This window comes from Rhizobium sp. BR 315, from assembly GCF_050577975.1.
GTDB classification, from domain to species: Bacteria; Pseudomonadota; Alphaproteobacteria; order Rhizobiales; family Rhizobiaceae; genus Rhizobium; species Rhizobium miluonense.
Genome location: NZ_JARWKZ010000005.1, coordinates 83919 through 105128, shown reverse-complemented (window position 1 = coordinate 105128; position 21210 = coordinate 83919). Strand labels below are relative to the sequence as shown.

20 protein-coding genes and 1 other RNA gene are annotated in these 21210 nt (G+C 59.7%); 12 read left to right on the top strand and 9 right to left on the bottom strand.

All coding sequences use genetic code 11. The features are described 5' to 3' along the window. Window positions 1-690: 690 nt before the first annotated feature. Both QD409_RS08260 and QD409_RS08255 read left to right on the top strand, forming a co-directional pair. Window positions 691-1704, top strand: coding sequence for a flagellin (locus QD409_RS08260; protein ID WP_430762395.1), 1014 nt, complete (start codon window positions 691-693; stop codon window positions 1702-1704). A 196-nt stretch (window positions 1705-1900) separates the two neighbouring features. Then, window positions 1901-2566, top strand: coding sequence for an OmpA family protein (locus tag QD409_RS08255; protein ID WP_430762394.1), 666 nt, complete (start codon window positions 1901-1903; stop codon window positions 2564-2566). 69 nt (window positions 2567-2635) lie between these two features. Here the strand turns inward: QD409_RS08255 and QD409_RS08250 are convergent, their stop codons facing one another. Continuing rightward, window positions 2636-3043 carry a DUF2000 family protein gene (locus QD409_RS08250; RefSeq protein ID WP_092853300.1) on the bottom strand — a complete coding sequence of 136 codons (408 nt, stop codon included), beginning with the start codon at window positions 3041-3043 and terminating at the stop codon, window positions 2636-2638. Window positions 3044-3057: 14 nt separating this feature from the next. On the opposite strand from QD409_RS08250, the gene QD409_RS08245 reads away from it, so the two are divergent. The 3 genes from QD409_RS08245 (at window position 3058) to QD409_RS08235 (ending at window position 9511) form a co-directional block, all read left to right on the top strand. After that, a complete protein-coding gene (locus tag QD409_RS08245; RefSeq protein ID WP_430762393.1) occupies window positions 3058-3954 on the top strand; it encodes an AraC family transcriptional regulator in 897 nt (298 codons plus the stop codon). A 164-nt stretch (window positions 3955-4118) separates the two neighbouring features. Next, entirely contained in the window at window positions 4119-5531 is a 1413-nt protein-coding gene (locus QD409_RS08240; RefSeq protein ID WP_092853304.1) for an FAD-binding oxidoreductase, read from the top strand. 245 nt (window positions 5532-5776) lie between these two features. Beyond that, on the top strand, window positions 5777-9511 hold the full coding sequence (locus tag QD409_RS08235; RefSeq protein WP_430762392.1) for an AsmA family protein: 3735 nt from the start codon (window positions 5777-5779) through the stop codon (window positions 9509-9511). 267 nt (window positions 9512-9778) lie between these two features. Here the strand turns inward: QD409_RS08235 and QD409_RS08230 are convergent, their stop codons facing one another. The 4 genes from QD409_RS08230 to ssrA all read right to left on the bottom strand — a co-directional run bounded on the left by QD409_RS08230 (window position 9779) and on the right by ssrA (window position 11345). Further along, window positions 9779-9991, bottom strand: a complete 213-nt coding sequence (locus tag QD409_RS08230; RefSeq protein WP_092853332.1) for a ribbon-helix-helix domain-containing protein — start codon at window positions 9989-9991, stop codon at window positions 9779-9781. A 103-nt stretch (window positions 9992-10094) separates the two neighbouring features. Further along, window positions 10095-10289 carry a DUF4169 family protein gene (locus QD409_RS08225; RefSeq protein ID WP_037151034.1) on the bottom strand — a complete coding sequence of 65 codons (195 nt, stop codon included), beginning with the start codon at window positions 10287-10289 and terminating at the stop codon, window positions 10095-10097. A gap of 55 nt (window positions 10290-10344) precedes the next feature. Further along, on the bottom strand, window positions 10345-10854 hold the full coding sequence (locus tag QD409_RS08220; protein ID WP_092853308.1) for an SspB family protein: 510 nt from the start codon (window positions 10852-10854) through the stop codon (window positions 10345-10347). Window positions 10855-10975: 121 nt separating this feature from the next. Beyond that, window positions 10976-11345, bottom strand: a transfer-messenger RNA (tmRNA) gene (ssrA, locus tag QD409_RS08215). Window positions 11346-11545: 200 nt separating this feature from the next. Between ssrA and thyA the strand changes: the two genes are divergently transcribed. Further along, window positions 11546-12466, top strand: a complete 921-nt coding sequence (gene thyA / locus QD409_RS08210; RefSeq protein WP_430762391.1) for a thymidylate synthase — start codon at window positions 11546-11548, stop codon at window positions 12464-12466. On the opposite strand, the gene QD409_RS08205 is transcribed toward thyA, so the two are convergent. After that, window positions 12463-12906: a DMT family transporter gene (locus tag QD409_RS08205; protein WP_092853312.1), complete on the bottom strand. Its 444-nt coding sequence runs from the start codon at window positions 12904-12906 to the stop codon at window positions 12463-12465. The genes thyA and QD409_RS08205 overlap by 4 nt on opposite strands. Before the next feature lie 13 nt (window positions 12907-12919). Continuing rightward, complete coding sequence (locus QD409_RS08200) at window positions 12920-13447, bottom strand: GNAT family N-acetyltransferase (protein WP_092853334.1); 528 nt, start codon at window positions 13445-13447, stop codon at window positions 12920-12922. Between the two features lie 300 nt (window positions 13448-13747). On the opposite strand from QD409_RS08200, the gene QD409_RS08195 reads away from it, so the two are divergent. The 6 genes from QD409_RS08195 to QD409_RS08170 all read left to right on the top strand — a co-directional run bounded on the left by QD409_RS08195 (window position 13748) and on the right by QD409_RS08170 (window position 20039). Next, a complete protein-coding gene (locus QD409_RS08195) occupies window positions 13748-14314 on the top strand; it encodes a helix-turn-helix domain-containing protein (RefSeq protein WP_092853336.1) in 567 nt (188 codons plus the stop codon). A gap of 156 nt (window positions 14315-14470) precedes the next feature. Then, window positions 14471-15304, top strand: coding sequence for a DUF1932 domain-containing protein (locus tag QD409_RS08190; protein ID WP_430762390.1), 834 nt, complete (start codon window positions 14471-14473; stop codon window positions 15302-15304). Between the two features lie 105 nt (window positions 15305-15409). Then, window positions 15410-15928: a dihydrofolate reductase gene (locus QD409_RS08185; protein WP_092853316.1), complete on the top strand. Its 519-nt coding sequence runs from the start codon at window positions 15410-15412 to the stop codon at window positions 15926-15928. A 163-nt stretch (window positions 15929-16091) separates the two neighbouring features. Continuing rightward, the gene (gene hflK, locus QD409_RS08180; RefSeq protein ID WP_092853318.1) at window positions 16092-17216 is read left to right on the top strand and encodes an FtsH protease activity modulator HflK; all 1125 of its coding nucleotides are present in this window, start codon (window positions 16092-16094) and stop codon (window positions 17214-17216) included. Next, window positions 17216-18136 (top strand): protease modulator HflC, encoded by a 921-nt coding sequence (hflC, locus tag QD409_RS08175; RefSeq protein ID WP_092853320.1) that lies wholly within the window; start codon window positions 17216-17218, stop codon window positions 18134-18136. The genes hflK and hflC overlap by 1 nt, the downstream gene beginning before the upstream one ends. A gap of 193 nt (window positions 18137-18329) precedes the next feature. Continuing rightward, window positions 18330-20039: a Do family serine endopeptidase gene (locus tag QD409_RS08170; RefSeq protein ID WP_092855385.1), complete on the top strand. Its 1710-nt coding sequence runs from the start codon at window positions 18330-18332 to the stop codon at window positions 20037-20039. 4 nt (window positions 20040-20043) lie between these two features. On the opposite strand, the gene QD409_RS08165 is transcribed toward QD409_RS08170, so the two are convergent. Both QD409_RS08165 and QD409_RS08160 read right to left on the bottom strand, forming a co-directional pair. Beyond that, entirely contained in the window at window positions 20044-20622 is a 579-nt protein-coding gene (locus tag QD409_RS08165) for a GNAT family N-acetyltransferase (RefSeq protein ID WP_430762389.1), read from the bottom strand. Next, window positions 20619-21182 carry a GNAT family N-acetyltransferase gene (locus QD409_RS08160; protein ID WP_092855389.1) on the bottom strand — a complete coding sequence of 188 codons (564 nt, stop codon included), beginning with the start codon at window positions 21180-21182 and terminating at the stop codon, window positions 20619-20621. Before QD409_RS08160 ends, QD409_RS08165 begins: the two co-directional genes overlap by 4 nt. Between the last annotated feature and the right edge of the window lie 28 nt (window positions 21183-21210).

Below are 21210 nucleotides of genomic sequence, written 5' to 3'. Positions count from 1 at the left end.
GTGAATAAAACGCCTCGTTGTCCCCATCAAGATTACAACTCTGTCATGATTTGCGGCAAATCTTGCCGCACATGTTCAAAAAAACGATACTGCAGTAAATCGCGCACAATCTTGCGTTACATCGCTGCCGACCCGAATTCGAATACGCTGGCCTCCTGCGGGGTGCCGGCGTTCCGGAAACCGCGGTGGCGGTCCTTGCACCTAGCAGGGCGACAAGGGTGAGAAGCAGGCTGGTGCCACCTGGCTGCACAGTTCCAAAGCTTACTGTCGTCGCTCATCATCATATTGACGGTGCCGCTCGGCTTTACCTGTGCCGCCTTTGCAGCCAGATCGGTCTGGTGCCGCTGGTCAGCGTCATGCACATGAGGAGCAACGACTGCACCAGGAAATGTCGGACGCAGCGTTGCGCACGAAGCTTGCCAGCCTTCGTGCAGCGGGATGAAGCCAGCACGGGTGAGTTGCGCTCGCTGCAGGTTTTACGCTTATTTATGGTAAATCATGTGTGTGGCTTAGCACTTTATTAAGTGTGTTTGCTAATCATAGCGGCATGTAACCGCCGGAGCTCAGGTGTTGTTTTTGCCAGGCTCCCCGTTCGCCGACACGATCGGCCCGCGCGCATGAGCGCCCGCGGCAAGGTTGCAATGTTTCCTAGTATTTGTTGCGTATTGTTGCGTTCGGAGTTCGTGTGCTGTGAGTATTTTTTCGACCTTCATCAGGGTCAGTCCCTCCGTGAATACAGCACTGGAAGTGTTAAAAGACACCCAGGCCAAGTTGGTTAATGCGGAGCGGCAAATGTCGTCCGGTCTGCGGGTGCAGACGGTCAAGGATGACGCCACCTACTGGAAAATTTCTACTTCAACGCGCACTGACATCGGCGCGATTTCGGCGGTGCAGGATGCGCTCGGCCTTGCTGCGTCCACCGTCAATACCGCGTCCACGGGTGTCGAGAGCGCGGTCAGCGTCGTGACGCAGATACGATCGAAGCTCGTCAGCGCCTATGAGACAAGTGTCGACAAGACGAAGCTCAATGATGAGATCACCCAGCTCAAAGAGCAGCTACGCAGCATCGGGGAATCGGCAACCTTCAATGGTGTTAACTGGACCGTATTGCGCGACGGCGTCGACCCGACGAAACCGCATCAGGTTCCCGGTTCCTTCATCCGCAACGCCAATGGAACCGTCTCGATCGGCATGCTGAATTACGAAGGTGTGACGTCTACCAGCGGCTCCGTCGTCCCGGCGGATGCGCGATATCTGATCGACGACCAATCGAGTGGTTCGGGCGGACATGGCGTACTGACCTCTCCGGCCTTCGCGACTGCGGCCGGGTCTGCCAAAAACTATGTATTGCTCAGCAGCAAGAGTGGCAACACGAGCGGCCAGGTCGAAGTTTCGCTCGACGCGAATACGACGCGGGGGGCGATTACTGATATGGTCAATACCGTGACGGCGATGTTGCAGCAGCTCAACACCATCGGATCCGCCTTCGGCTCGCTGGAGTCCCGTATCAGCCTCCAGACCGAGTTCGCCAAGAATCTCAACGATTCCCTGACAACCGGCGTCGGCAAGCTCGTGGACGCCAACATGGAGCAGCAGTCGAGCAGGGTAATGGCGCTGCAGGCCCAGGTACAACTCGGACTTCAAGGGCTCTCGATCGCCAATTCAAGCTACAATACGACGCTGCAGCTCTTCCGCAATTTGTGATCGCTAGCTGGGGTCGCTGATTGGGCGAGACGGGGCCGATGTCGGCCCCGCGGATCGCGGGCGGCAATCGGTTGCAGCGGAGGTCGCGCCTGTGCGCTATGCGCAGGGGACAATCGACGGACTAAAATTTCACTTCATCATCTTGCCGTAATGTTTCATATCTGCTTCGGCCATCGAACCGGAGAGCGACGATTCTATGATCAAGAAAATTGCCATTCTTGCCCTAGCGGCAGCCTTTTTGAACGCGTGCACCACGACTGACCCCTATACGGGCGAGCAGAAAATATCCAACACGGCGGGCGGTGCGGCACTCGGTGCCGGCGTCGGCGCGGTTGCTGGTCTCCTCATCGGTCATTCGCCGGCCTCGCGCCGCAATGCCGCGCTGATCGGCGCTGGCGTCGGGGCACTCGCAGGCGCCGGCATCGGTAACTATATGGACCAGCAGGAGTCCGAGCTGCGCGCGCAGCTGCAGGGCACCGGGGTTTCGGTTACCCGCGCCGGCGACCGCATTATCCTCAACATGCCGTCGGCGATCACCTTTGACATCGACCAGGACGCGATCAAGCCAGAGTTCTTCGCAACCCTCAATTCGGTCGCCATCGTCCTGCGCAAGTTCAACCGTACGCTGATCGACGTCAACGGCCATACGGATTCGACCGGCAGCCTGCAGCATAACCAGGATCTGTCCGAGCGCCGCGCCGGTTCTGTTGCCTCCTACCTTGGCAGCCAGGGCATCGACCAGCGCCGCATGTCCGCCATTGGCTTCGGTCCGTCGCAGCCTGTTGCGTCCAACGTAAACGAGGCTGGCCGCGCCCAGAATCGTCGCGTCGAAATCCAGATCGCCCCGATCACCCAGAGCTGATCGGATTACTGGCATCATAGAAAAACGGCCGGGTTATGCGACCCGGCCGTTTTTCGTTGTGTGCTTCCGTCATGCGTGCATCGTCGCGCCCTTGGTGATCTTGTCGACGATCTTCTTCTCTGCACGGACGGCGATGCCGACAACCTTGGCATCCTCGGGAGAGAATTGGGAAAAGACGGCGCGATTGGCCTCGTCATGGCCCGTCGAGAACATTTCCTCGATGAAGAGCGAGGAGGTGACGCCGCGCTCCAGTGAACGGCGATGGATGGTAGCGATATTGTCTTGATTGGCCGAAAGGACGATGATCGGCTGGATCGACAATGCGTTGTAGACGTTGCCGGCGCGATCGCGATAGGATTCACCGATGACTTCTGGATATTGTCCGGCAATGCCGCTTGTCAGGAAGGCAGTTACATTCAGCTTTTGCCAGGATTGAAGGTCGTTTCGCAGAACGATCGCGATTTTGGTATCGAACATCGATGGTCACTTTCATGCAGTCTGGAAATGGGACATTGCACGACGATGTAGCCGGACAGATCTTCGAGGGTCTTGAACGTTTGTGCGTGACGCCCGATGCCAACCACATCCTGTCAGCGCCGGCCTATCCCGGCATCGAGCGCATCCAGGCGCAGTTTCGAGGCGATGCATTCGATCTGCATCGGCACGATACCTATGCGCTTGGCGTTACCATGCGCGGCGTGCAGACATTCCGCTATCGAGGCGAACAGCGCTACAGCCTGCCGGGCAGGGTGATCATTCTTCATCCGGACGAGTTGCATGACGGTGGGGCGGCGACCGACGACGGGCTGGTCTACCGCATGCTGTATCTGGAACCTTCAGTGCTGTTTCAATGCTTGCAGGTAGCGCGCGTCGGCCTGCCTTTCGTCGGTGACCCCGTCGTGAAGGATGACCGGCTCGCCGGTCTGTTGCTGGCAGCGCTCGGCGAACTTGATCGCGAGCTGGATGACCTCTTCGTCGACGATTTCGTTTCCCGTTTGGCCGATGGTCTCGTGCAGCATGCGCGCCTGCCGCAGAGGCCATTGGGCAGCATCGCCTGGGGTCAGGTAAAGGCCGCCCGCGACTATCTCGAAGCGCATGTCATGCGTGGGGTGAACTCCCAGGAACTGGAGCGCATCACCGGCCTCGATCGTTTTGCGCTTTCGCGGCATTTCCGCGCTGCCTTTGCCACAAGTCCGCACCGTTTCCTGCTGATGCGCAGGCTGCAGCAGGCAAAGGCGCTGATCGCAAAAGGTGAACCGATCGCCCAAATCGCCGCAGCAACAGGATTTGCCGATCAGAGCCATTTGACCCGACATTTCAAGAAAGCCTTCGGCATTGCGCCCGGCGCATGGAGCAGCATGGTGCGCGGTGTGGGAGTGCGCGGCTGAGGACTTCACGGCGTGAGGCGAGGCCGCCCGAACTTGCCGTCCATGCGGCGGCAAGGGCTGAGCCGAGCTCACTTTTTTCATGACTGGACAGCGCCGCGCCGATGTCCCATAGAACCGATAAAAGGGTTAACGCCCTTCGATAATCGTAGTGGGAGATTCGGACTATGGTGCTGGCTGATGCGAAGGTGGGAACACGCAACGAGGCGGGGATAGCCGCCGTTCTCGGCGTTCTGAAACAGGCCTTCGGCGAGCGTCTCCAGACCGGCGAGAGCTTTCGCGCGCAGCACGCCCATACAACCACCTATATCCCGCCGCAGCTTCCCGATGGTGTCGTTTTCGCCGAAACGAGCGAAGACGTGCAAGCTGTCGTCAAGGCTTGTGCCGAACATAAGGTTCCCGTCACCCCCTTCGGTACTGGGTCTTCGCTTGAGGGGCAGGTGAATGCGCCGCAAGGCGGCATTTCCATCGATTTCAGCCGGATGAACCGCGTTCTCGAAGTTAACGCCGAAGATCTGGATTGCACGGTTGAGCCCGGCGTTACCCGCGAGCAGCTCAACATCTATCTGCGCGACACCGGATTGTTCTTTCCGATCGATCCGGGCGCCAATGCGTCGATCGGCGGCATGGCGTCGACGCGCGCCTCCGGCACCAATGCCGTGCGCTACGGCACGATGAAGGACAATGTGCTGGCGCTGACGGTCGTGACCGCCGACGGCAAGGAAATCCGCACCGCCCGCCGCGCCAGGAAATCCTCGGCCGGCTACGATCTGACCCGTCTTTTCGTCGGCGCCGAAGGCACGCTTGGAGTGCTGACGTCGATCACACTGCGTCTGCAGGGCATCCCCCAGAAGATCGCCGGCGGCGCTTGTGCCTTTCCGGATATCAAGGCAGCATGCGACGCCGTCATCATGACGATCCAGATGGGCATTCCGGTTGCGCGCATCGAGCTGCTTGATGCCGTGCAGATGCGGGCCTCTAACAGCTATTCCGGCCTGACATACGACGAGAAGCCGACGCTCTTCCTCGAATTCCATGGCACGGAAGAGACGGTTGCGCTGCAATCGGAGCAGTTCGCCGGGATCGCGGCCGAATGCGGTGGCGGCGAGTTTCTCTGGACTGATAACGCAGAGGAGCGCAACAAGCTCTGGAAGGCGCGTCATGATGCCTATTGGGCGTGCCGGGCGCTGGCGCCGGGGCTGGCTGCCCTGTCGACCGACGTCTGCGTGCCGATCTCGCGGCTTGCCGAATGCGTCGCGGAGACCCAGGCCGATATCGAGGCGCACGGTCTGCTGGCGCCGATCGTCGGCCATGCCGGCGACGGCAATTTCCATGTGCTTGTCCTGTTCGACGACAAGACCCCGGAAGGGATCGCCGTGGTCGAGGATTTCGTGGCCCGCCTCAATGCGCGTGCGTTGGCCATGGATGGCACCTGCACGGGCGAACATGGGATAGGGCAGGGCAAGATGGCGTTTCTCGAGCAGGAACTCGGCAATGCCGTCGATGTCATGCGGCAGGTCAAGGAAGCCCTCGATCCCGATGCCATCTTCAATCCCGGAAAGATATTCCGCCCTCATTGAAAAGCGGAGCGTTCCCATGATCTTGGCTTGCTACGCGCGCGAATGGCGCTAGGCTGCAGCCGCTTTCCCAACTTATGTCACGGAAAGCGGCGAGGATGCGCCGGATCACGCTGCAGGCCTCGAAAATGATGCGATTTTCGAACAAGACGTAATAGAGACGTGCGTATCCGGGGCGATGTGGTGTATGTGCTCCGATAGATTAAGATTTATCGTTTATATGGAATGAAGATTGGAGACGGTGCGCGTTGTTGGGTAGGGTCCTGGTTTTTCTGGGTGGATTGCTTGTGGTGGTGCTGTTCGTGGCACTGCTTGCTCCGCTCTTCATAGACTGGACCGATTTTCGCAAGAATTTCGAGGATCAGGCGAGCCGCATCATCGGTAAAAAGGTGACCGTCCACGGCACAGTCGGTGCCCGCCTTCTGCCTTTTCCGTCTGTGACCCTGCATGATGTCCGCGTCGGCCAGGAGGCGGATGGAACGCCGCTGGTACAGATTGCCGAATTCTCCATGGATGCCGAGCTTGCGCCCTTCCTTTCCGGCGAGGCGCTAATCTTCGACATGCGCGTGTCGAAGCCGAAGGTGCGCCTGAGGCTGCTCAAGGACGGCACGCTGGACTGGATGCGCGGCAGCCTGCCCGAGATCCCCGCAAAATCAGTGGTGCTCGAAAGCGTGCATGTTGAGGAGGGCGATATCGTCTTCGTCGACGAACAGTCCGGCCGTACCCGGCGTGTAACCGACCTCAATGCCGAAATGTCCGCGAGGTCGCTGGCCGGCCCGTGGCGCATAGAGGGCGACGCGGCGCTTGATGGCGAGCACGGCAACTTCACGGTTTCCAGCAGTCAGCCGGATGACAATGGTGTCCTGCGCGTTCGCACGCGGCTGATGCCCGATCGTCATCCACTCAATGTCGATCTCGATGGCGAGCTGAAGCTGGTCGACAGCAAGCCCGACTACATGGGTTCCTTCACGGCAGGGGTCAACGACAAGCAGTCGCGCAATTCCTCCGACCAGAAGGCGCAGCCCCGTATCAAGGGCCGCTTCGAACTGACGAATGATCGTATTCGCGTTCCTGAATATCGTCTCGAAGTCGGTGCCGATGACGATCCCTACGTCGTCACCGGCGAAGCGACGCTGGATACCGGCTCCAAGCCGGAGTTTCTGCTGACCGCCGATGGCCAGCAGATCGACGTCAACCGTCTCGGCAACAGCAAGGGCGCCAATGGCAAGACCAACCGAAACCCTGTGGTATCGGCACGTCAGCGCTTGAACAACCTGATTGCGATCGCTGCCGAGATTCCGGTGCCGCAGGTGCCCGGCAAGGCCACGTTCCGTCTGCCGGCGATCGTTGCCGGCGACACGACCATCCGCGACGTCCAGCTCGATCTGGAGCCGGCGGGAACAGGATGGAAGATCGATCATGCGATCGGCATGCTGCCGGGCAGGACGCAGGTCGAAGCACGCGGCAATCTGATGCTGCAGGGCGAGCCGAATTTCATCGGCAATCTGGTCGTCGCGTCGAACCAGCCTTCCGGATTGGCTTCCTGGCTGGTGGGGTCCGTCGATCCGTCGATTCGCCAGCTGCGGCAGGCTGGCTTTTCCGCCGATGTCAGCCTGCGCCACGATCAGCAGCGTTTCGAAAATCTGGAAATCGCAATCGGTTCGGCCACGCTCAAGGGTAGGCTCGAGCGCCAGGCACCGAACGACAAGACCCAACCGAAGCTCGCCGTCGATCTGGCGGGCGATGCGCTTGATCTCGATGCGCTGAGGGCGCTGACGGGCCTGTTGACTGGTCAGAATAGTGACGAGTCCCTGTTCGATCACCGGATCACGGCGCATCTGCAAGCCGGGAAGTTCGTCGCCTTCGGTGTGCCGGCCGATAATGTCGACAGCTCGTTCTCACTTGCGGATGGCTCGCTGACGCTCGACAAACTCGCTGTCCGTAACGTCGCCGGTGCGGAGATCACCGCGACCGGGCGCGCAGGCGGTTCTCCGTCGGACTACAAGGGCTCGGGCGAAATCACCTTCAAGGCGGCTGATCCCGGCCCGTTCTTCGAAATGCTGCGCCAGCATCTGCCGCATCATCCTGTGATGGATCGGCTGGTGCGCAATGCCGCTTGGTATGGAAATACGGCGCTTCGCGGTGCGGTGACGCTCGGCGGTGATCAGGACAATGCTTTGACGGTAACGCTCGCCGGCGTGTCCAACGGCAGCCGTGTCAATTTCGACTATCGCATGTCCGACCTTTCGGCTTTTACCGGCAAAGGCACCACAACGCTGGAAGGAACGCTCGAGAATTCCATTACGTCGATCCTCTTCGGCCAGGCGGGCCTCGACCCGCTGCCGGTCGAAGCCGATGCCAATGGCCGCCTGACGCTGAAAGTCTCCGCCAGTGGCACCGATCCGGCCGATGCGGCGCTGACTTTTGCCACCGACAAGACCTCGTTCACCGCAAACGGCAAGGTCGATGTGCGCCCCGACAGCTTCCTCAACGGCAATATTGCCTTGTCGCTGGAAAGTGCGGATCTGGACCCCTATTTCGTGATGAACGGCATCGGCATTCCGCAGATGGGCGCCGGCTTGCCGGTCAAGTTCCAGGCGAATGCGGCCCTGAGCACCGACAAGATCGCATTCTCCGGCATGAAGGGTCTGCTTGCCGACAACAATGTGTCGGGTACGCTGACGTTCGACAGAAAGGCGCGGAACGTCAAGGCGACCGGCGAACTGACACTGGACAAGGTGGATCTCGACTGGCTGGCCGAGGCGATCTATGGGCCGATGGCGGATGCGAAAACCGGCAACCTGTCCAAGGACAAACTCGGATTGCCTGCCTTCACTGGGCTCGATATTGGCGTCAAGCTTTCTGCAAAGCAGGTGTGGCCCGGTATCTTCGGTCCCGTGTCGAATTTCACCGGCAATGTCGCCTACAAGGGTGAAGAACTCCGGCTGAACGATCTGGCCGGCGGCTGGAACGGCGGCACCGTGAACGGCAGCCTGATGTTTGCCAATTCCGACGGTACGGGGTTGCTGCAGACGAAGCTCAACCTGGTCAATGCGGACCTTGCCACAGTTGCTTGGCAGCGCGACGGCGCTGCGCTTGCCAGCGGTCGCTTTGGCCTGGGCATAAATGTCGAAGCGAGCGGCAAGAGCATTGCCGAGCTTGCCGCGAACGCCAGCGGCTCGGGCGAGATCAAGCTTGGCGAGACTCATGTGCGCGGCCTCAACCTCTCCATCCTGCCGCCATTGCTGTCGGCGACGGACCAGATTCAGGGCGAGATCACCGCCGACAAGGTCTTGCCGATCGTGCAGACGCTGCTCAATAACGGCGAGGCGGTGCTGTCGGCGACCAGCATACCGTTCAATATTTCTAGCGGCGTGGCGCGCGCGACCAACATCGTTGCCAGCAACGGTGTTGCGAAGCTTTCCGGCAATGCCGAAATCAGCCTGCCTGACGAGCGCATGCGCGGGTCGCTCGGCATTGCTTTTAAACCCGGAAGCGAAGCGCAAAGCGGCGCGGAGCCGGCACTGCGCCTCGATTTTGCCGGGCCGCTTGCAACACCGGGCCGGACGATGGATGTCACCGACATCACCAGCTTCCTCTCCGTGCGTGCATTCGAGCGCGAACGTCGGCGCGTCGAACGCCTGCAAGCCAATGTGCTCGAGAAGCAGCGGCTCCGGCGCGAGGTGGCGCTTTACAAGTACGTGGCTGTGGCGCGCGAGGCTCAACGCCAGCGTGATGCCGCCATCGAGCAACAGCGGCGCGCCGAGGAAGAGCGGCTGCGCGATCTAGCCCGGGAGGCTGCTGCGCGGAAGCAGGCGGAAGAAGAGGCCAAGGCCAAGCAGGTGGAGGAGGAAGCGAAGGTCAAGGCTGCCGCCGAAGCACGCGCCAAAGCCGAAACTCAGCAACCGCCAGCATCCATCGGACAGGCGCCGAAAACCACGCCTCCCTTGAATTTCAATGAGCTACCTGGGATCGCCCAGTAGCGCCCGTCTTTGCCGCGCCATGTTGGAGCGGCGTCGATCGCGACTGAGAAGCGACGCGCAGCTTTTTGAACGGTCTCCGGCTTTTTAGACGGAGCGTCAGCGCGCGATGTTGTTGTCTCGCGCCACTCCGGGCGGAAGCCCGTTTTGGGCTTTGCTGCAACCGACCTAGAGCGGTTCAGTTTTTCACGGAATCTGAGAGTCGCTTTAACTTATTGTTTTTACGCAGTTTCGGACGGAAAACCGCTGCGCACTTTTCCTGGAATTGCTCTAGTTGCGGTCCTTCAGCCACTTGAGCACATACAGGCGGAGCGCGGAAGAGAGGTTGCTGCCGGCCTCGCGTCCATCGTCGATTTCGGAGATCAACGCAGCTAGCGAGATGCCGCGTGCGCTGGCGATTGCCTTCAGTTCTGTCCAGAAGGCGTCCTCAAGGGAAAAGCTCGTGCGATGGCCATGCAGCGTCGCGGAATGTTTACGGATCATCGGAGGGTCGATCAAAATCGGAAAAGATGGGGCGCTTCTGAAAATGATTCAAAATGCAGGAGTAAGCAACTGATTTCGGAAGTTTTTTATGCAGGCACTGCAATCATTCGTCTGACTTCGGCGTCTCGATATGTCCGGCCTTGTGGGCTTTCGTCGCCTTATCGTTGAGCGCCTTCGTCAGGTTCTTTTCCGTCTTGGTGCGGCCGAAGGTGATACGGTTCTGTTCGGCCTGCTTTTCCTTTTCAGAGCGGGCCTTGGTTTTGCGAAACTGACGCAGATTGACGACTTCCGCGCTCATCGGTCTGTTCCCTTTTCCATGTAGAAAGGGGAAGCGGATGCTTCCCTTGATATGCCTATTGCTTCTTGCGGAATGCGTCGAGGGAAACCACCGACCCGGGCTTCTTCTCCTCGCCGTCCTTGGCGGCAGTCGCCTGCTCCTCAGCGCCTTCGGCCGGAACCGGATAGGCGGTGATCTCGCCGGAGGTGATTTCCTCGTCGTCGGCTAACGGTACGTCGAACTCAAGCTCGAAGTTGACGGAGGGGTCATAGAAGCCTCGGACGGCGTTGAAGGGGATCACCAGCTTTTCAGGAACGTCGGAGAAGGAGAGGCCGATCTCGAACAGGCTTTCCGTGACTTTGAGATCCCAGAATTGATGCTGGATGACGATGGTCATCTGTTCCGGATACTTCGACTTCAGGTGCTGCGAGATGCGCACACCGGGAGCACCCGTGAGGAAGGTAATGAAGAAATGATGGTCCCCCGGCAGGCGGCCGGTGGCGCCGACTTCGGTCAACACCTTACGTATGACTCCACGCAGGGCGTCCTGTGCCAAAATATCGTAGCGGATATGATCCTGCGCCATACTTTCCTGTCTTTCGTTAGCCCATGCTTTTTCTAAGGCTTATGCCACGCTCGACGCCAAGGGGAAAGCCCCGTGCGCGAGTCATCGCTCAGTCTTACTATAATATAGCAATGGAGGATAAGGTGAAGGCTTCTGTTGCCAGGTGCCTTCGAACCCCGCCTAAGAGTGCGACCCCTTAGGACTTTATTTGAAGTGTCACACCGCGATTAAGCAGCGAGACGAGCTTCCGCATAGTTGTCGTTTGCAACTACAATTTTAGCCCGATAACGGCGGTACAATGCCGAGCGAAAAGTCGATCTTTACACCCTTGTCGATCCTGTTTCGCCCCCATCAAAAGCCGGTCTGTCGCCGTCGTGCCGGCCGGTTTTTGGTGGAGGCGCCGGGTACCGCCCCCGGGTCCAATAGGTTTATTACACCGCTCATTTATCGCCATAGCCGGCCCGAAGACCGGCAAGGGTGATATAGTGTTTTCCGCGGGCGAAGGGAAGGGCAATTGTCATAAATGCTTTGCCGAAACATCGGTTTGCGGCGTGCGAAGCGAGATTTGCCTGAATTACTCCGCGCCACGGTTGGTTTCGCGCCGGCTTGTCATTAAAATCGCGGAAAAGGAATCGGCCGGGCACGCGGCGGCAACTGGCCGTTTGCGGTATTCGCGCTGTCCAGAGAATTTCAAGCGATTTCGGAGCAGAAGATGGCTCGTCACCCGGAGTATCAATATCTCGACCTGATGGAGCACCTGCTCGAGCATGGTGATCGCCGCATCGACCGGACCGGCGTCGGCACCTTGAGCGGCCTCGGCGCCATGATGCGCTTCGATCTCTCGAAGGGGCAGTTCCCGATCTTCACGACCAAGCGGGTCTACTGGAAGCTCGCCGTCAAGGAAATGCTCTGGTTCCTGACCGGTGACACGAACATCCGAAATCTTCTCAAGGTGAACGTGCGCATCTGGACCGATTGGCCGCTCGCCAAATATCGCAAAGCGACCGGAGAGGATATTGATCAGCTTGGCTTCGAGAAGCGGATTCTGGACGATGAGGCTTTTGCCCTGCAATGGGGCGATCTCGGCCCGGTCTACGGCAAGCAGTGGCGGCAGTGGCGCGATGCCGAGGGTAGGGTGCATGATCAGCTTGCCTCGGTCATCAAGGATCTGAAAACCAATCCCAGCAGCCGCCGCATGATTTTCCATGCCTGGAACGTCGGTGAACTGGCCGATATGGCGCTGCATCCCTGCCATATGGTCTATCAGTTCCATGTGTCGAACATATCCGGCGCGGAAGGCCGGCGTCCGCGTCTCAGCCTGATGGTTTTCCAGCGCTCGTGCGATCTGTTCCTCGGGAACCCCTTCAATATCTGCCAGCAGGCGGCATTGCTGGCCATGGTCGCGCAACAGGTCGATATGGATGTTGGGGAGCTGGTCTGGTCGGGCGGTGACGTGCACCTCTATCTCAACCATCTCGATGCGATCCGCGAACAGCTCAGCCGCGAGCCGCGGGCATTCCCGACATTGCGTCTGCTTCGCCGGCCTGACAGCATCGACGACTATCGCATCGAGGATTTCGAGATCACCGGCTACGAGCCGCATGCTGCGATAGCGGCCGAAGTCGCGGTTTAGGCGTTTCGGCCTGCGACGAGCACGGCGCCAGTCACGAGCAGTAGCGCGCCGACAAGCTGCCATGTGCTGAAGCCGGCCACTTTCTGTTCGGAGATGGCGGCGTCAAATGCAAGCCCGGCCAGGAGCTGGCTGGCGACAAGGACAGCTATGGTGGGGGCTGCGCCAAGGCGCTGATATCCCATAATGCCAGCGAAGACGAAGAAAGAGCCCAGTAGGCCCGGCAGCAGTGCCCATGGTCGAATGGCACCGGCTGCTTCCGTAAGTCCGGCAAGACCATTGCGCGAAATCAGGATCAGGAGCAGCGCCGTCAGACCGACTGAAGAGTTGATGACAAGTGTGATCAGCACGGTCGACACCGACTGGGTGATCCGCACCATCAATGCGTTCTGCAAAACGAGCGATATGCCGGCGAGAATGAGTGTTGCCACCGTGATCGGCATGGTGCTCGCGCCCTTACGCCGTCGGCTTGTTGTCGGGGTCCGTGCGCTCATCGAGCAGCAGTTGCAGGAAGGCCAGATCGAGCCATCGCCCGAACTTCGTGCCGACCTGCGGCAGAAGGCCGACCTGCTGGAAGCCGAGCTTTTCGTGCAGCCGGATCGAGGCCTTGTTACCAGCTTCGATGCCGGCGACCATCGCATGTTTTCCGATCGCCCGGGCGCGCTCGATCAGCTCGATCATCAGCGCCTTGCCGATGCCGCCTCGATATTGATCATTGCGGACATAGACGGAGTGTTCCACCGTGTGCCGATAGCCGTCGAAGGCGCGCCAGTCGCCGAAGGAGGCATAACCGATTACGTCGCCATGGTCGTCGGTCGCCACCAGTACCGGATAGCCCAGCTTGTGCCGATCCTGCAGCCATAGCCGGCGATTGCCAATGTCGACCTGCGTCTCGTTCCAGATCGCGGCGGTATTGGCGACTGCATCATTGTAGATCGCGGTTATTCCCGCGAGATCTTCATCTCTCGCATCGCGAATTTGCATCGGCGGCTCCATCGGCCATCCACTAAATTGGATGGACGCCTATCCTATCGGTCCATGCTGTCATACACCGATTTCAACATCTGTCCACTATATTATTACAAAAATCCAGCAAGCTAACAGCGGCGCCGGCAGCTGGCATCACTGGTGATTTTGATGAAACTTAGCCTATTTCAATGGATGGCGACTTCCTTTGGCAGACATTCAGCCTGTTCTCCGTGCTCTTGAACATTGCATGAGGCGATCATTCGAAGGCCGCTGGCTTTGATTGTCATTCCTGTGATTGTCTACTATAGTGTACCGATGTCGCAACCTGATGATATCGATAGGCGCATCGGCGCACGCATTCGCTTGGAACGTGAGAGTCGCGGCTGGTCGTTGACGGAGCTGGCGGAACGCTCGGCTGTTTCCCGTGCCATGATCCACAAGATCGAGCGCGGCGAGAGCAGCCCGACGGCGACGCTGCTCGGCAAGCTTTCCGGTGCCTTCAGTCTCAGCATGTCGACCCTGATGGCGCGCGCGGAGATGCAGCAGGGCCGATTCCTGAGGAAGGAAGAGCAGCCCGTCTGGGTCGATCCGCAAACGGGTTACGAGCGACGGCACGTCTCCCCGAAGTCCGATCTGCCATTGGATCTCGTTCGCATCGAGTTGCCTGCGGGCGCGGAAGTTCCCATGCCTGCATCGGCTTACACCTTCATGCGGCAACTCATCTGGGTACTGGACGGGCAACTGACCTTTCTCGAAGGGGATGCCAAGCACCTGATGGCTGTCGGCGATTGTCTCGAGCTCGGCCCGCCGACGGATTGCGTCTTCAGGAATGAAAGCGGGGATTTGTGCATCTACGCCGTCCTGGTGCTTCGCAACGCGTGAGGTGCGTCCACGGGGTCGTGTTGGCGGATGAGCCGCCAGGCGGACGGGCTCTGCAACTCGACGCTAAACTTCGTGTTACCGCGTGGCATTCCACTCGTTCGGTTGGGCGATAGCCGCTATGCTGCTGCCGTCCTTGTGCGGAGAAGGAGAGCGGCCGTGGATATCGCAGTCATCGGAGCTGGCGCCATGGGCAGCGCCATTGCGCGGCGTTTGGCCGAGAACGGTGCGAGGGTGCTGACCTATCTCGAAGGTCGTTCAGCGGCGACGATCGAACGGGCGAAGATTGCGGGCATGGAAGCCGTCGGTCTCGATGCCATCGCCGGCGCAGGCCTGATCCTTTCCATCGTTCCGCCCGCCAACGCCATTGCCGTCGCCGAGCAGGTCGCTGCTGCGATATGCCGACACGGCACGAAGACGACCTTCATCGACTGCAATGCGATTTCGCCGCAGACGATGATGCAGGTCGCGTCGATCTTCGGCAGCGATCGCGGCGTTGTTCTCGATGGCTCCATCATCGGCGGGCCGCCGAAGACCGGTCAGAAGGGGCCCAAACTCTATGTCAGCGGCGATGCGGCCGACAGCAGTGCCGTGCTGGCCGAGCACGGTCTTCAGGTGCGCCGCATCGATGGGCCGATCGGCGCGGCGTCCGCATTGAAAATGTGCTATGCCGGCATCAACAAGGGCGTGACCGGTCTCGGCACGGCCATGCTGCTCGCCGCGATCCGTTCGGGGGCGGACGAGGCTCTGAAACGCGAATTGCAGGAAAGCTTGCCGGATCTCGATGCGAAACTGGTGAATGCTATCCCCGACATGTATCCGAAGGCCTATCGCTGGGTTGCCGAGATGGAGGAGATTTCCGAATTCCTCGGCGACGACGATCCGGCAGCTTTGATATTCAAAGGCATGGCCGGGCTCTATCGAAAGATGGCGGCAGATCGGGAAGGCGGCGGCCTGCTGGCGGGGCAACTCGACAGACTGAACAACCGCTGACGACGTGCGGAAAGGGGTGCTTTTTATCTCGTGTCGCGACTATCGTATGACCGTATCGTCTCCCGATTCGTGTCGGCTATGACGACTTTTGTCCGAGGGAGAAGCATGAGCCAACCGATCAAAACCATCGTCGTTGCCGTATCGCGCAACGGCATCATCGGGCGTGACGGTGACATGCCCTGGCGGCTGTCGTCCGATCTCAAGCGGTTCAAGGCGATGACGCTCGGCAAACCCGTCATCATGGGACGCAAGACCTTTCAATCGATCGGCAGACCACTGCCCGGCCGGCCGAATATCATCATCACACGCGATGCAGGGTTTTCGGCGGAAGGGGTCACGGCGGCGCATTCGCTTGACGAGGCTATCGATGTCGCTTCCCGGCTTGCGGCGGAGAGCGATGCTGACGAAATCTGCATTCTCGGCGGTGGTGAAATCTATCGTCAGTCGATCGTCCTGGCAGACCGTTTGCTGGTCACGCATGTCGAAACGGATGTGGATGGAGACACTTCCTTTCCGGCTATCGACCCAGCCCTCTGGCAAGTCGAAAGCGAGCTTGCCGTGCCGGCTGGCGAGAAGGACAGCTATGCGACGCGTTTCGTTGTCTATGTCAGGCGAAAAGCGTAAAAGCTGTCCCCAAAAAACAAATTTTTTCCAGTTAATCCGCCGAACTTCCTGAAGTTGCGTTGAAAGCAGGTGCGTCGATACCTATAACGGGAAACAATCGCTGCTACCCGCGAATTTTGCGGGTTCGGCGCGATGCTGGGAGTCAACAAACAAAGAGGTTTTGATGCCTTGGAGCAATCAGAATGGCGGCGGCGGTGGCCCATGGGGCGGCGGCGGCGGTGGAAATAACCAGGGACCTTGGGGGCAAGGACCGAACCGGCCGCGCGGAAGCGGCAATGGAGGGCCTCCGGATCTCGAGGATATTATTCGCCGTGGCCAGGACCGCCTGAAGGGCTTCGTCCCTGGCGGCTTCAATGCTGGTGTCTTCTTCATCATTGCTGCGATTATCGGCATTTTCTGGCTGATCCAGTGTATCTATACGGTACAGCCGGACGAGCGCGGCGTGGAATTGCGTTTCGGCAAGCCGCGCGAGGAAGTTTCGATGCCTGGCCTGCACTTCCATTTCTGGCCGGTGGATCGCATCGAGTTCGTCAAGGTCACCGAGCAACAGCGCAATATCGGCAGCCGTTCGAGCGCCGGTTCGACCAACGGCCTGATGCTGACGGGCGATCAGAACATCGTCAACGTGCAGTTTTCGGTTCTCTATACGGTAACCAATCCGCAATCCTATCTTTTCAAGATCGAAAGCCCGGACGAGACGCTGCAGCAGGTATCTGAAAGCGCCATGCGCGAAATCGTCGGACGTCGTCCTGCGCAGGACATCTATCGCGATAACCGCCAGGAAATTGCCGTTCAGGTCCGAAATATCATCCAGGACACGATGGATCGCTATGGCGCCGGCATCTCCATCAATGCCGTGCCGATCGAGGATGTCTCGCCGCCACGGGAAGTGGCCGATGCATTCGAAGAAGTGCAGCGCGCCGAGCAGAACGAAGATCAGCAGGTGGAAGAGGCCAATCAATACGCCAACCAGCAGCTTGGTCAGGCCCGCGGCCGTGCGGCGCAGATCCGCGAAGAGGCGGCCGCCTACAAGGATCGCGTCGTGAAGGAAGCACAGGGTGAGGCGCAGCGCTTCATCTCGATCTACGACGAATACGTCAAGGCGCCGGAAGTCACCCGCAAGCGGCTGTTCCTTGAAACCATGGAGGCCGTCATCGGCAATTCCAACAGCGTCATCATCGACGACAAGCAGGGCGTCGTTCCCTACCTGCCGCTCAATGAAGTCGGCAAGCAGTCCAATCCGCAGGCGAGCAAGCCCGCTACCGCAACTCAGCCGGAGGCCAAATAATGACGTCCAGCCGTTTGCCAACTATTCTCATCGCGCTCGCGGTGGTGCTGTTGCTCATCTACTCGTCAGTGTTCGTGGTCAATGCCCGCGAGCAGGCCATCGTTCTGCGTTTCGGTCAGATCCGCGCGGTCAAGACCGAGCCGGGCCTCTATTTCAAGCTGCCTTTCGCCTTTATGGATGCCGACCGCGTGCAGTACATCCAGCAGCAGGAGCTTCGTTTCGATCTGGACAATATCCGTGTCCAGGTTTCGGGCGGCAAGTTCTATGAGGTCGATGCCTTTGTGATCTACAAGATCACCGACGCCCGCAAGTTCCGCGAGACGGTGTCGGGCGATCGGGACGCTGCGGAATCGCGTCTGAGAACCCGCCTCGACGCCTCGCTGCGCCGTGTCTACGGTCTGCGCGGTTTCGAAGCGGCGCTCTCCAACGAACGCGCCTCCATGATGACCGAAGTGCGTGACGATCTGCATCGCGATGCGGAGACGCTTGGTCTCAATATCGAGGATGTTCGCATTCGCCGCACAGACCTGTCCCAGGAAGTGTCGCAAAACACCTACGACCGCATGAAGGCCGAGCGTCTGGCGGAGGCGGAACTGATCCGCGCCAGAGGTAACGAAGAAGGCCAGCGCCGCCGCGCGATCGCAGACCGTCAGGTTGTCGAGATCGTCGCGGATGCGCGAAAGGACTCGGAAGTTCTGCGTGGTCAGGGCGAAGCCGAGCGCAACGCCATCTTCGCCGATGCCTCGAAGCGTGATCCCAACTTCTACGAGTTCTATCGTTCGATGGCCGCCTATAACAAGGCGCTTGGCTCCGGCGGCAAGACGCTGGTCCTTCCGCCGAACAAATCGGACTTCTTCAAGTTCTTCGATAGTCCTGCCGGCGCACCGGCACTCGCCAATCCGGCGACACCGGCAAATTGATGCGTCGACCGAAAGAAATCAAAGGGCTGCCTCACGGCGGCCCTTTTTCTTTTGCGAAACAGCGTCACACTTGCGATGAATCCAGCGGTCGGATCGAGGTTCGGGGATATCGCAAAAAGGTGATTTCACGCTTCATCATTCCGCCTTATGTTGATGCTTATACAAGATTTCCCTTTCTCAATGAGGATGCCTGATGGCCCCGATCAATCGCCTGCCTTTCAGACGTTCCTGCGCTTTGCTGGCCAGCATAGCTTTGATTGCCGGCCCGGTTGTGGGGAGTGCAGGACAGGCTTTCGCTCAGGTACAAAATAGCGGTGCGGCGGCCGGCGCTCAGGTGCCGGCAACCTCCAACATCCAGACGCCGCCAGCGACCTCACCGACGGTGACAATGAACCCGACGCTGAATGCAGGCCCGGCCTCGGTCGCCGATCTGGCCTCCGGCCTGCTCGACGCCGTCGTCAACATCTCCACGTCGCAGAAGGTAAAGGATGAGGGAAACGGGCCGGCGACGCCGAAGCTGCCGGATAATTCGCCCTACCAGGATGAATTCAACGATTTCTTCAACAACAAGAAAGACGACGATCGCAACCGCAAGGTGAGCTCGCTCGGCTCTGGCTTTGTCATCGATCCCGCCGGCTATATCGTCACCAACAACCACGTCATCGAAGGCGCCGACGATATCGAGGCGATTTTTCCGAACGGCACCAAGCTGAAGGCCAAGCTGATCGGAACGGACACGAAGACCGATCTGTCGGTGCTCAAGGTCGAGCCGAAGCATCCGCTGACGGCGGTCAAGTTCGGCGACTCCTCCAAGATGCGGATCGGCGATTGGGTGATGGCGATCGGCAATCCTTTCGGCCTCGGCGGTTCCGTGACCATCGGGATCGTCTCGGCGCGTGGGCGCAATATCAATGCCGGCCCTTACGACAATTTTATCCAGACGGATGCGGCGATCAACAAGGGCAACTCCGGCGGCCCGCTCTTCAACATGAAGGGCGAGGTGATCGGTATCAATACCGCCATCATCTCTCCGAGCGGCGGTTCGATCGGCATCGGCTTTGCCGTTCCGTCGGAATTGGCGGAAGGCGTCGTCAATCAGCTGAAGAATTTCGGTGAGACCCGCCGCGGCTGGCTCGGCGTGCGCATCCAGCCGGTCACGGATGATGTTGCCAACAGCCTCGGTCTTGGCAGCGCGAAAGGCGCGCTCGTGGCCGGCGTCATCAAGGGCGGCCCCGTCGACAACGGCACTATCAAGGCGGGTGACGTCATCCTGAAGTTTGACGGCAAAGAGGTGGATGAGACGCGCGACCTGTTGCGCATCGTTGCTGAAAGCTCGGTCGGCAAGGAAGTGGATGTCGCCATCTTCCGCGACGGCAAGGAGCAGACCGTCAAGGTGACGCTTGGCCGGCTGGAGGACAGCAACCAGGCCGCAGCGGCAAGCAGCGACAAGGGAAAGCATCCGCAGCTCGCGCCGGATGGCAATGGCAAGCATGACGGGGTCATCAATCCCGACGAGGGTGATGACGACAATGACGGCATGGACGGACAGGACCAGGGCAGCAATCCGCAGCAGTCGCCGCAGGCGCAACCGCAAACCCAGGCGAGCTCGGCCTTGCTCGGGATGAAGCTTGCAAAGCTGACCGCCGAAAACCGCAAGAGCTTCGGCATTGCCGACAGCGTCGACGGTGTCGTCATTACGGAAGTCGCGCCGGGTTCTGCAGCGGCCGAAAAGGGTCTGAAGCCGGGCGATGTCGTCGTCGAGGTCGCGCAGGAATTCGTTCAGACGCCCGGTGCTGCATCGGACAAGGTATCTTCGCTGAAGCGTGAGGGACGCCGCAACGCGCAGATGATGATCGCGTCTCCGAACGGTGACTTGCGCTTTATCGCCGTTCCGCTGGAATAGGAATTCAGCGCGTCGCCTGTCCGGCCTGCTCTGCACGCCATTCGGCGGCACTCAGGCGATAGACGACGTGGCGCTTCAGATGCGGATGCGTCTCCGGAATTTGAGGATGGTCGAAATCGCAGCCCGGATCGGGCTGCATGCCGATCTTGGCCATCGCTGAAAGTGCGCGCCTGTTGTCATGCACCGCAATCGACAGGATTTCTTTGATCTCTAGGATGGTGAAGGCTTGGTGCAGAAGGGCCAAGCCGGATTCGGTCGCATAGCCATTGTTCCAATGGCGTGCTGAGATTCGCCAGCCGATCTCCACGACATCCTGCGGCAGAATGGGCGCGAGCTGCAATTTCGATAGCCCGCAGAACCCGATTGTCTCGCCGCTGTGCTTCAAGACCATGACGAGAAGGTCGAAGCCGGGTTCAGGCGTCATGTCCTGGATCATGGCGAAGATGGCGTCTGCATCCTCGCGGCTGCGGCGGAAGGGGAAGAACTCAAGCACGGCCGGATCGGCGCTGAGCTCATAGAACAGCTCGCGATCCTCATCCAAGCATGGCCGCAGGATCAGTCGCAGTGTTTCGATAGGGGTCATTGCTTTGAGCGCCACTCGGCAGCAGTCAGCCGATAGAGAACGTGGCGTTTGAGATGAGGGTGAGTGTCCGGCACATTGGGATGATCGAAATCGCCGCCCTCGACACGATGCAGGCCGATCCGCTCCATCACGGCGGTCGATCTGACATTATTATGCACGGCGAAGGAAACGATCTCGTTCAGACCGAGCTTTTCGAAGCCATAAGCCAGCAAAGCGCGCGCCGCCTCGCTGACCAGTCCCTTACCCCATTGTCGCGTCACCAGCCGCCAGCCGATCTCGATCGTTCCCGCCGGAATGGCCGGTTCGAGGTGATCCGTCCTCATCAGCCCGCAATAGCCGATTGCCTCGCCGCCTTCCTTCAGCTCCAGCGCGTAGAGCCCAAATCCGGTTTCCGTGATCATCGAGTGAACGCGGTCGAAGAAGGCGTCCGCTTCCTTGCGGTTGCGGCGGAAGGGGAAGAACTCCATGACGGTCTCGTCGGAATTGATCTCGTAGGCCAGGTCGCGGTCCGTCTCGCGCCAGTTGCGGATGATGAGTCGGTCGGTTTCGGTGATGATCATCTGTGGCCCCGATCCGGCGGTTTGCGCC

Coding starts and splice junctions, on each gene's coding strand:
- QD409_RS08200 (WP_092853334.1), bottom strand. CDS start 13,447: ATGCAAATTCGCGATGCGAGAGATGAAGATCTCGCGGGAATAACCGCG.
- QD409_RS08185 (WP_092853316.1), top strand. CDS start 15,410: ATGAGCCAACCGATCAAAACCATCGTCGTTGCCGTATCGCGCAACGGC.
- hflK (WP_092853318.1), top strand. CDS start 16,092: ATGCCTTGGAGCAATCAGAATGGCGGCGGCGGTGGCCCATGGGGCGGC.
- QD409_RS08205 (WP_092853312.1), bottom strand. CDS start 12,906: ATGCCGATCACGGTGGCAACACTCATTCTCGCCGGCATATCGCTCGTT.
- QD409_RS08170 (WP_092855385.1), top strand. CDS start 18,330: ATGGCCCCGATCAATCGCCTGCCTTTCAGACGTTCCTGCGCTTTGCTG.
- QD409_RS08250 (WP_092853300.1), bottom strand. CDS start 3,043: ATGTTCGATACCAAAATCGCGATCGTTCTGCGAAACGACCTTCAATCC.
- QD409_RS08245 (WP_430762393.1), top strand. CDS start 3,058: ATGCAGTCTGGAAATGGGACATTGCACGACGATGTAGCCGGACAGATC.
- QD409_RS08220 (WP_092853308.1), bottom strand. CDS start 10,854: ATGGCGCAGGATCATATCCGCTACGATATTTTGGCACAGGACGCCCTG.
- QD409_RS08230 (WP_092853332.1), bottom strand. CDS start 9,991: ATGATCCGTAAACATTCCGCGACGCTGCATGGCCATCGCACGAGCTTT.
- thyA (WP_430762391.1), top strand. CDS start 11,546: ATGGCTCGTCACCCGGAGTATCAATATCTCGACCTGATGGAGCACCTG.
- QD409_RS08160 (WP_092855389.1), bottom strand. CDS start 21,182: ATGATCATCACCGAAACCGACCGACTCATCATCCGCAACTGGCGCGAG.
- QD409_RS08240 (WP_092853304.1), top strand. CDS start 4,119: ATGGTGCTGGCTGATGCGAAGGTGGGAACACGCAACGAGGCGGGGATA.
- QD409_RS08195 (WP_092853336.1), top strand. CDS start 13,748: ATGTCGCAACCTGATGATATCGATAGGCGCATCGGCGCACGCATTCGC.
- QD409_RS08225 (WP_037151034.1), bottom strand. CDS start 10,289: ATGAGCGCGGAAGTCGTCAATCTGCGTCAGTTTCGCAAAACCAAGGCC.
- QD409_RS08165 (WP_430762389.1), bottom strand. CDS start 20,622: ATGACCCCTATCGAAACACTGCGACTGATCCTGCGGCCATGCTTGGAT.
- hflC (WP_092853320.1), top strand. CDS start 17,216: ATGACGTCCAGCCGTTTGCCAACTATTCTCATCGCGCTCGCGGTGGTG.
- QD409_RS08255 (WP_430762394.1), top strand. CDS start 1,901: ATGATCAAGAAAATTGCCATTCTTGCCCTAGCGGCAGCCTTTTTGAAC.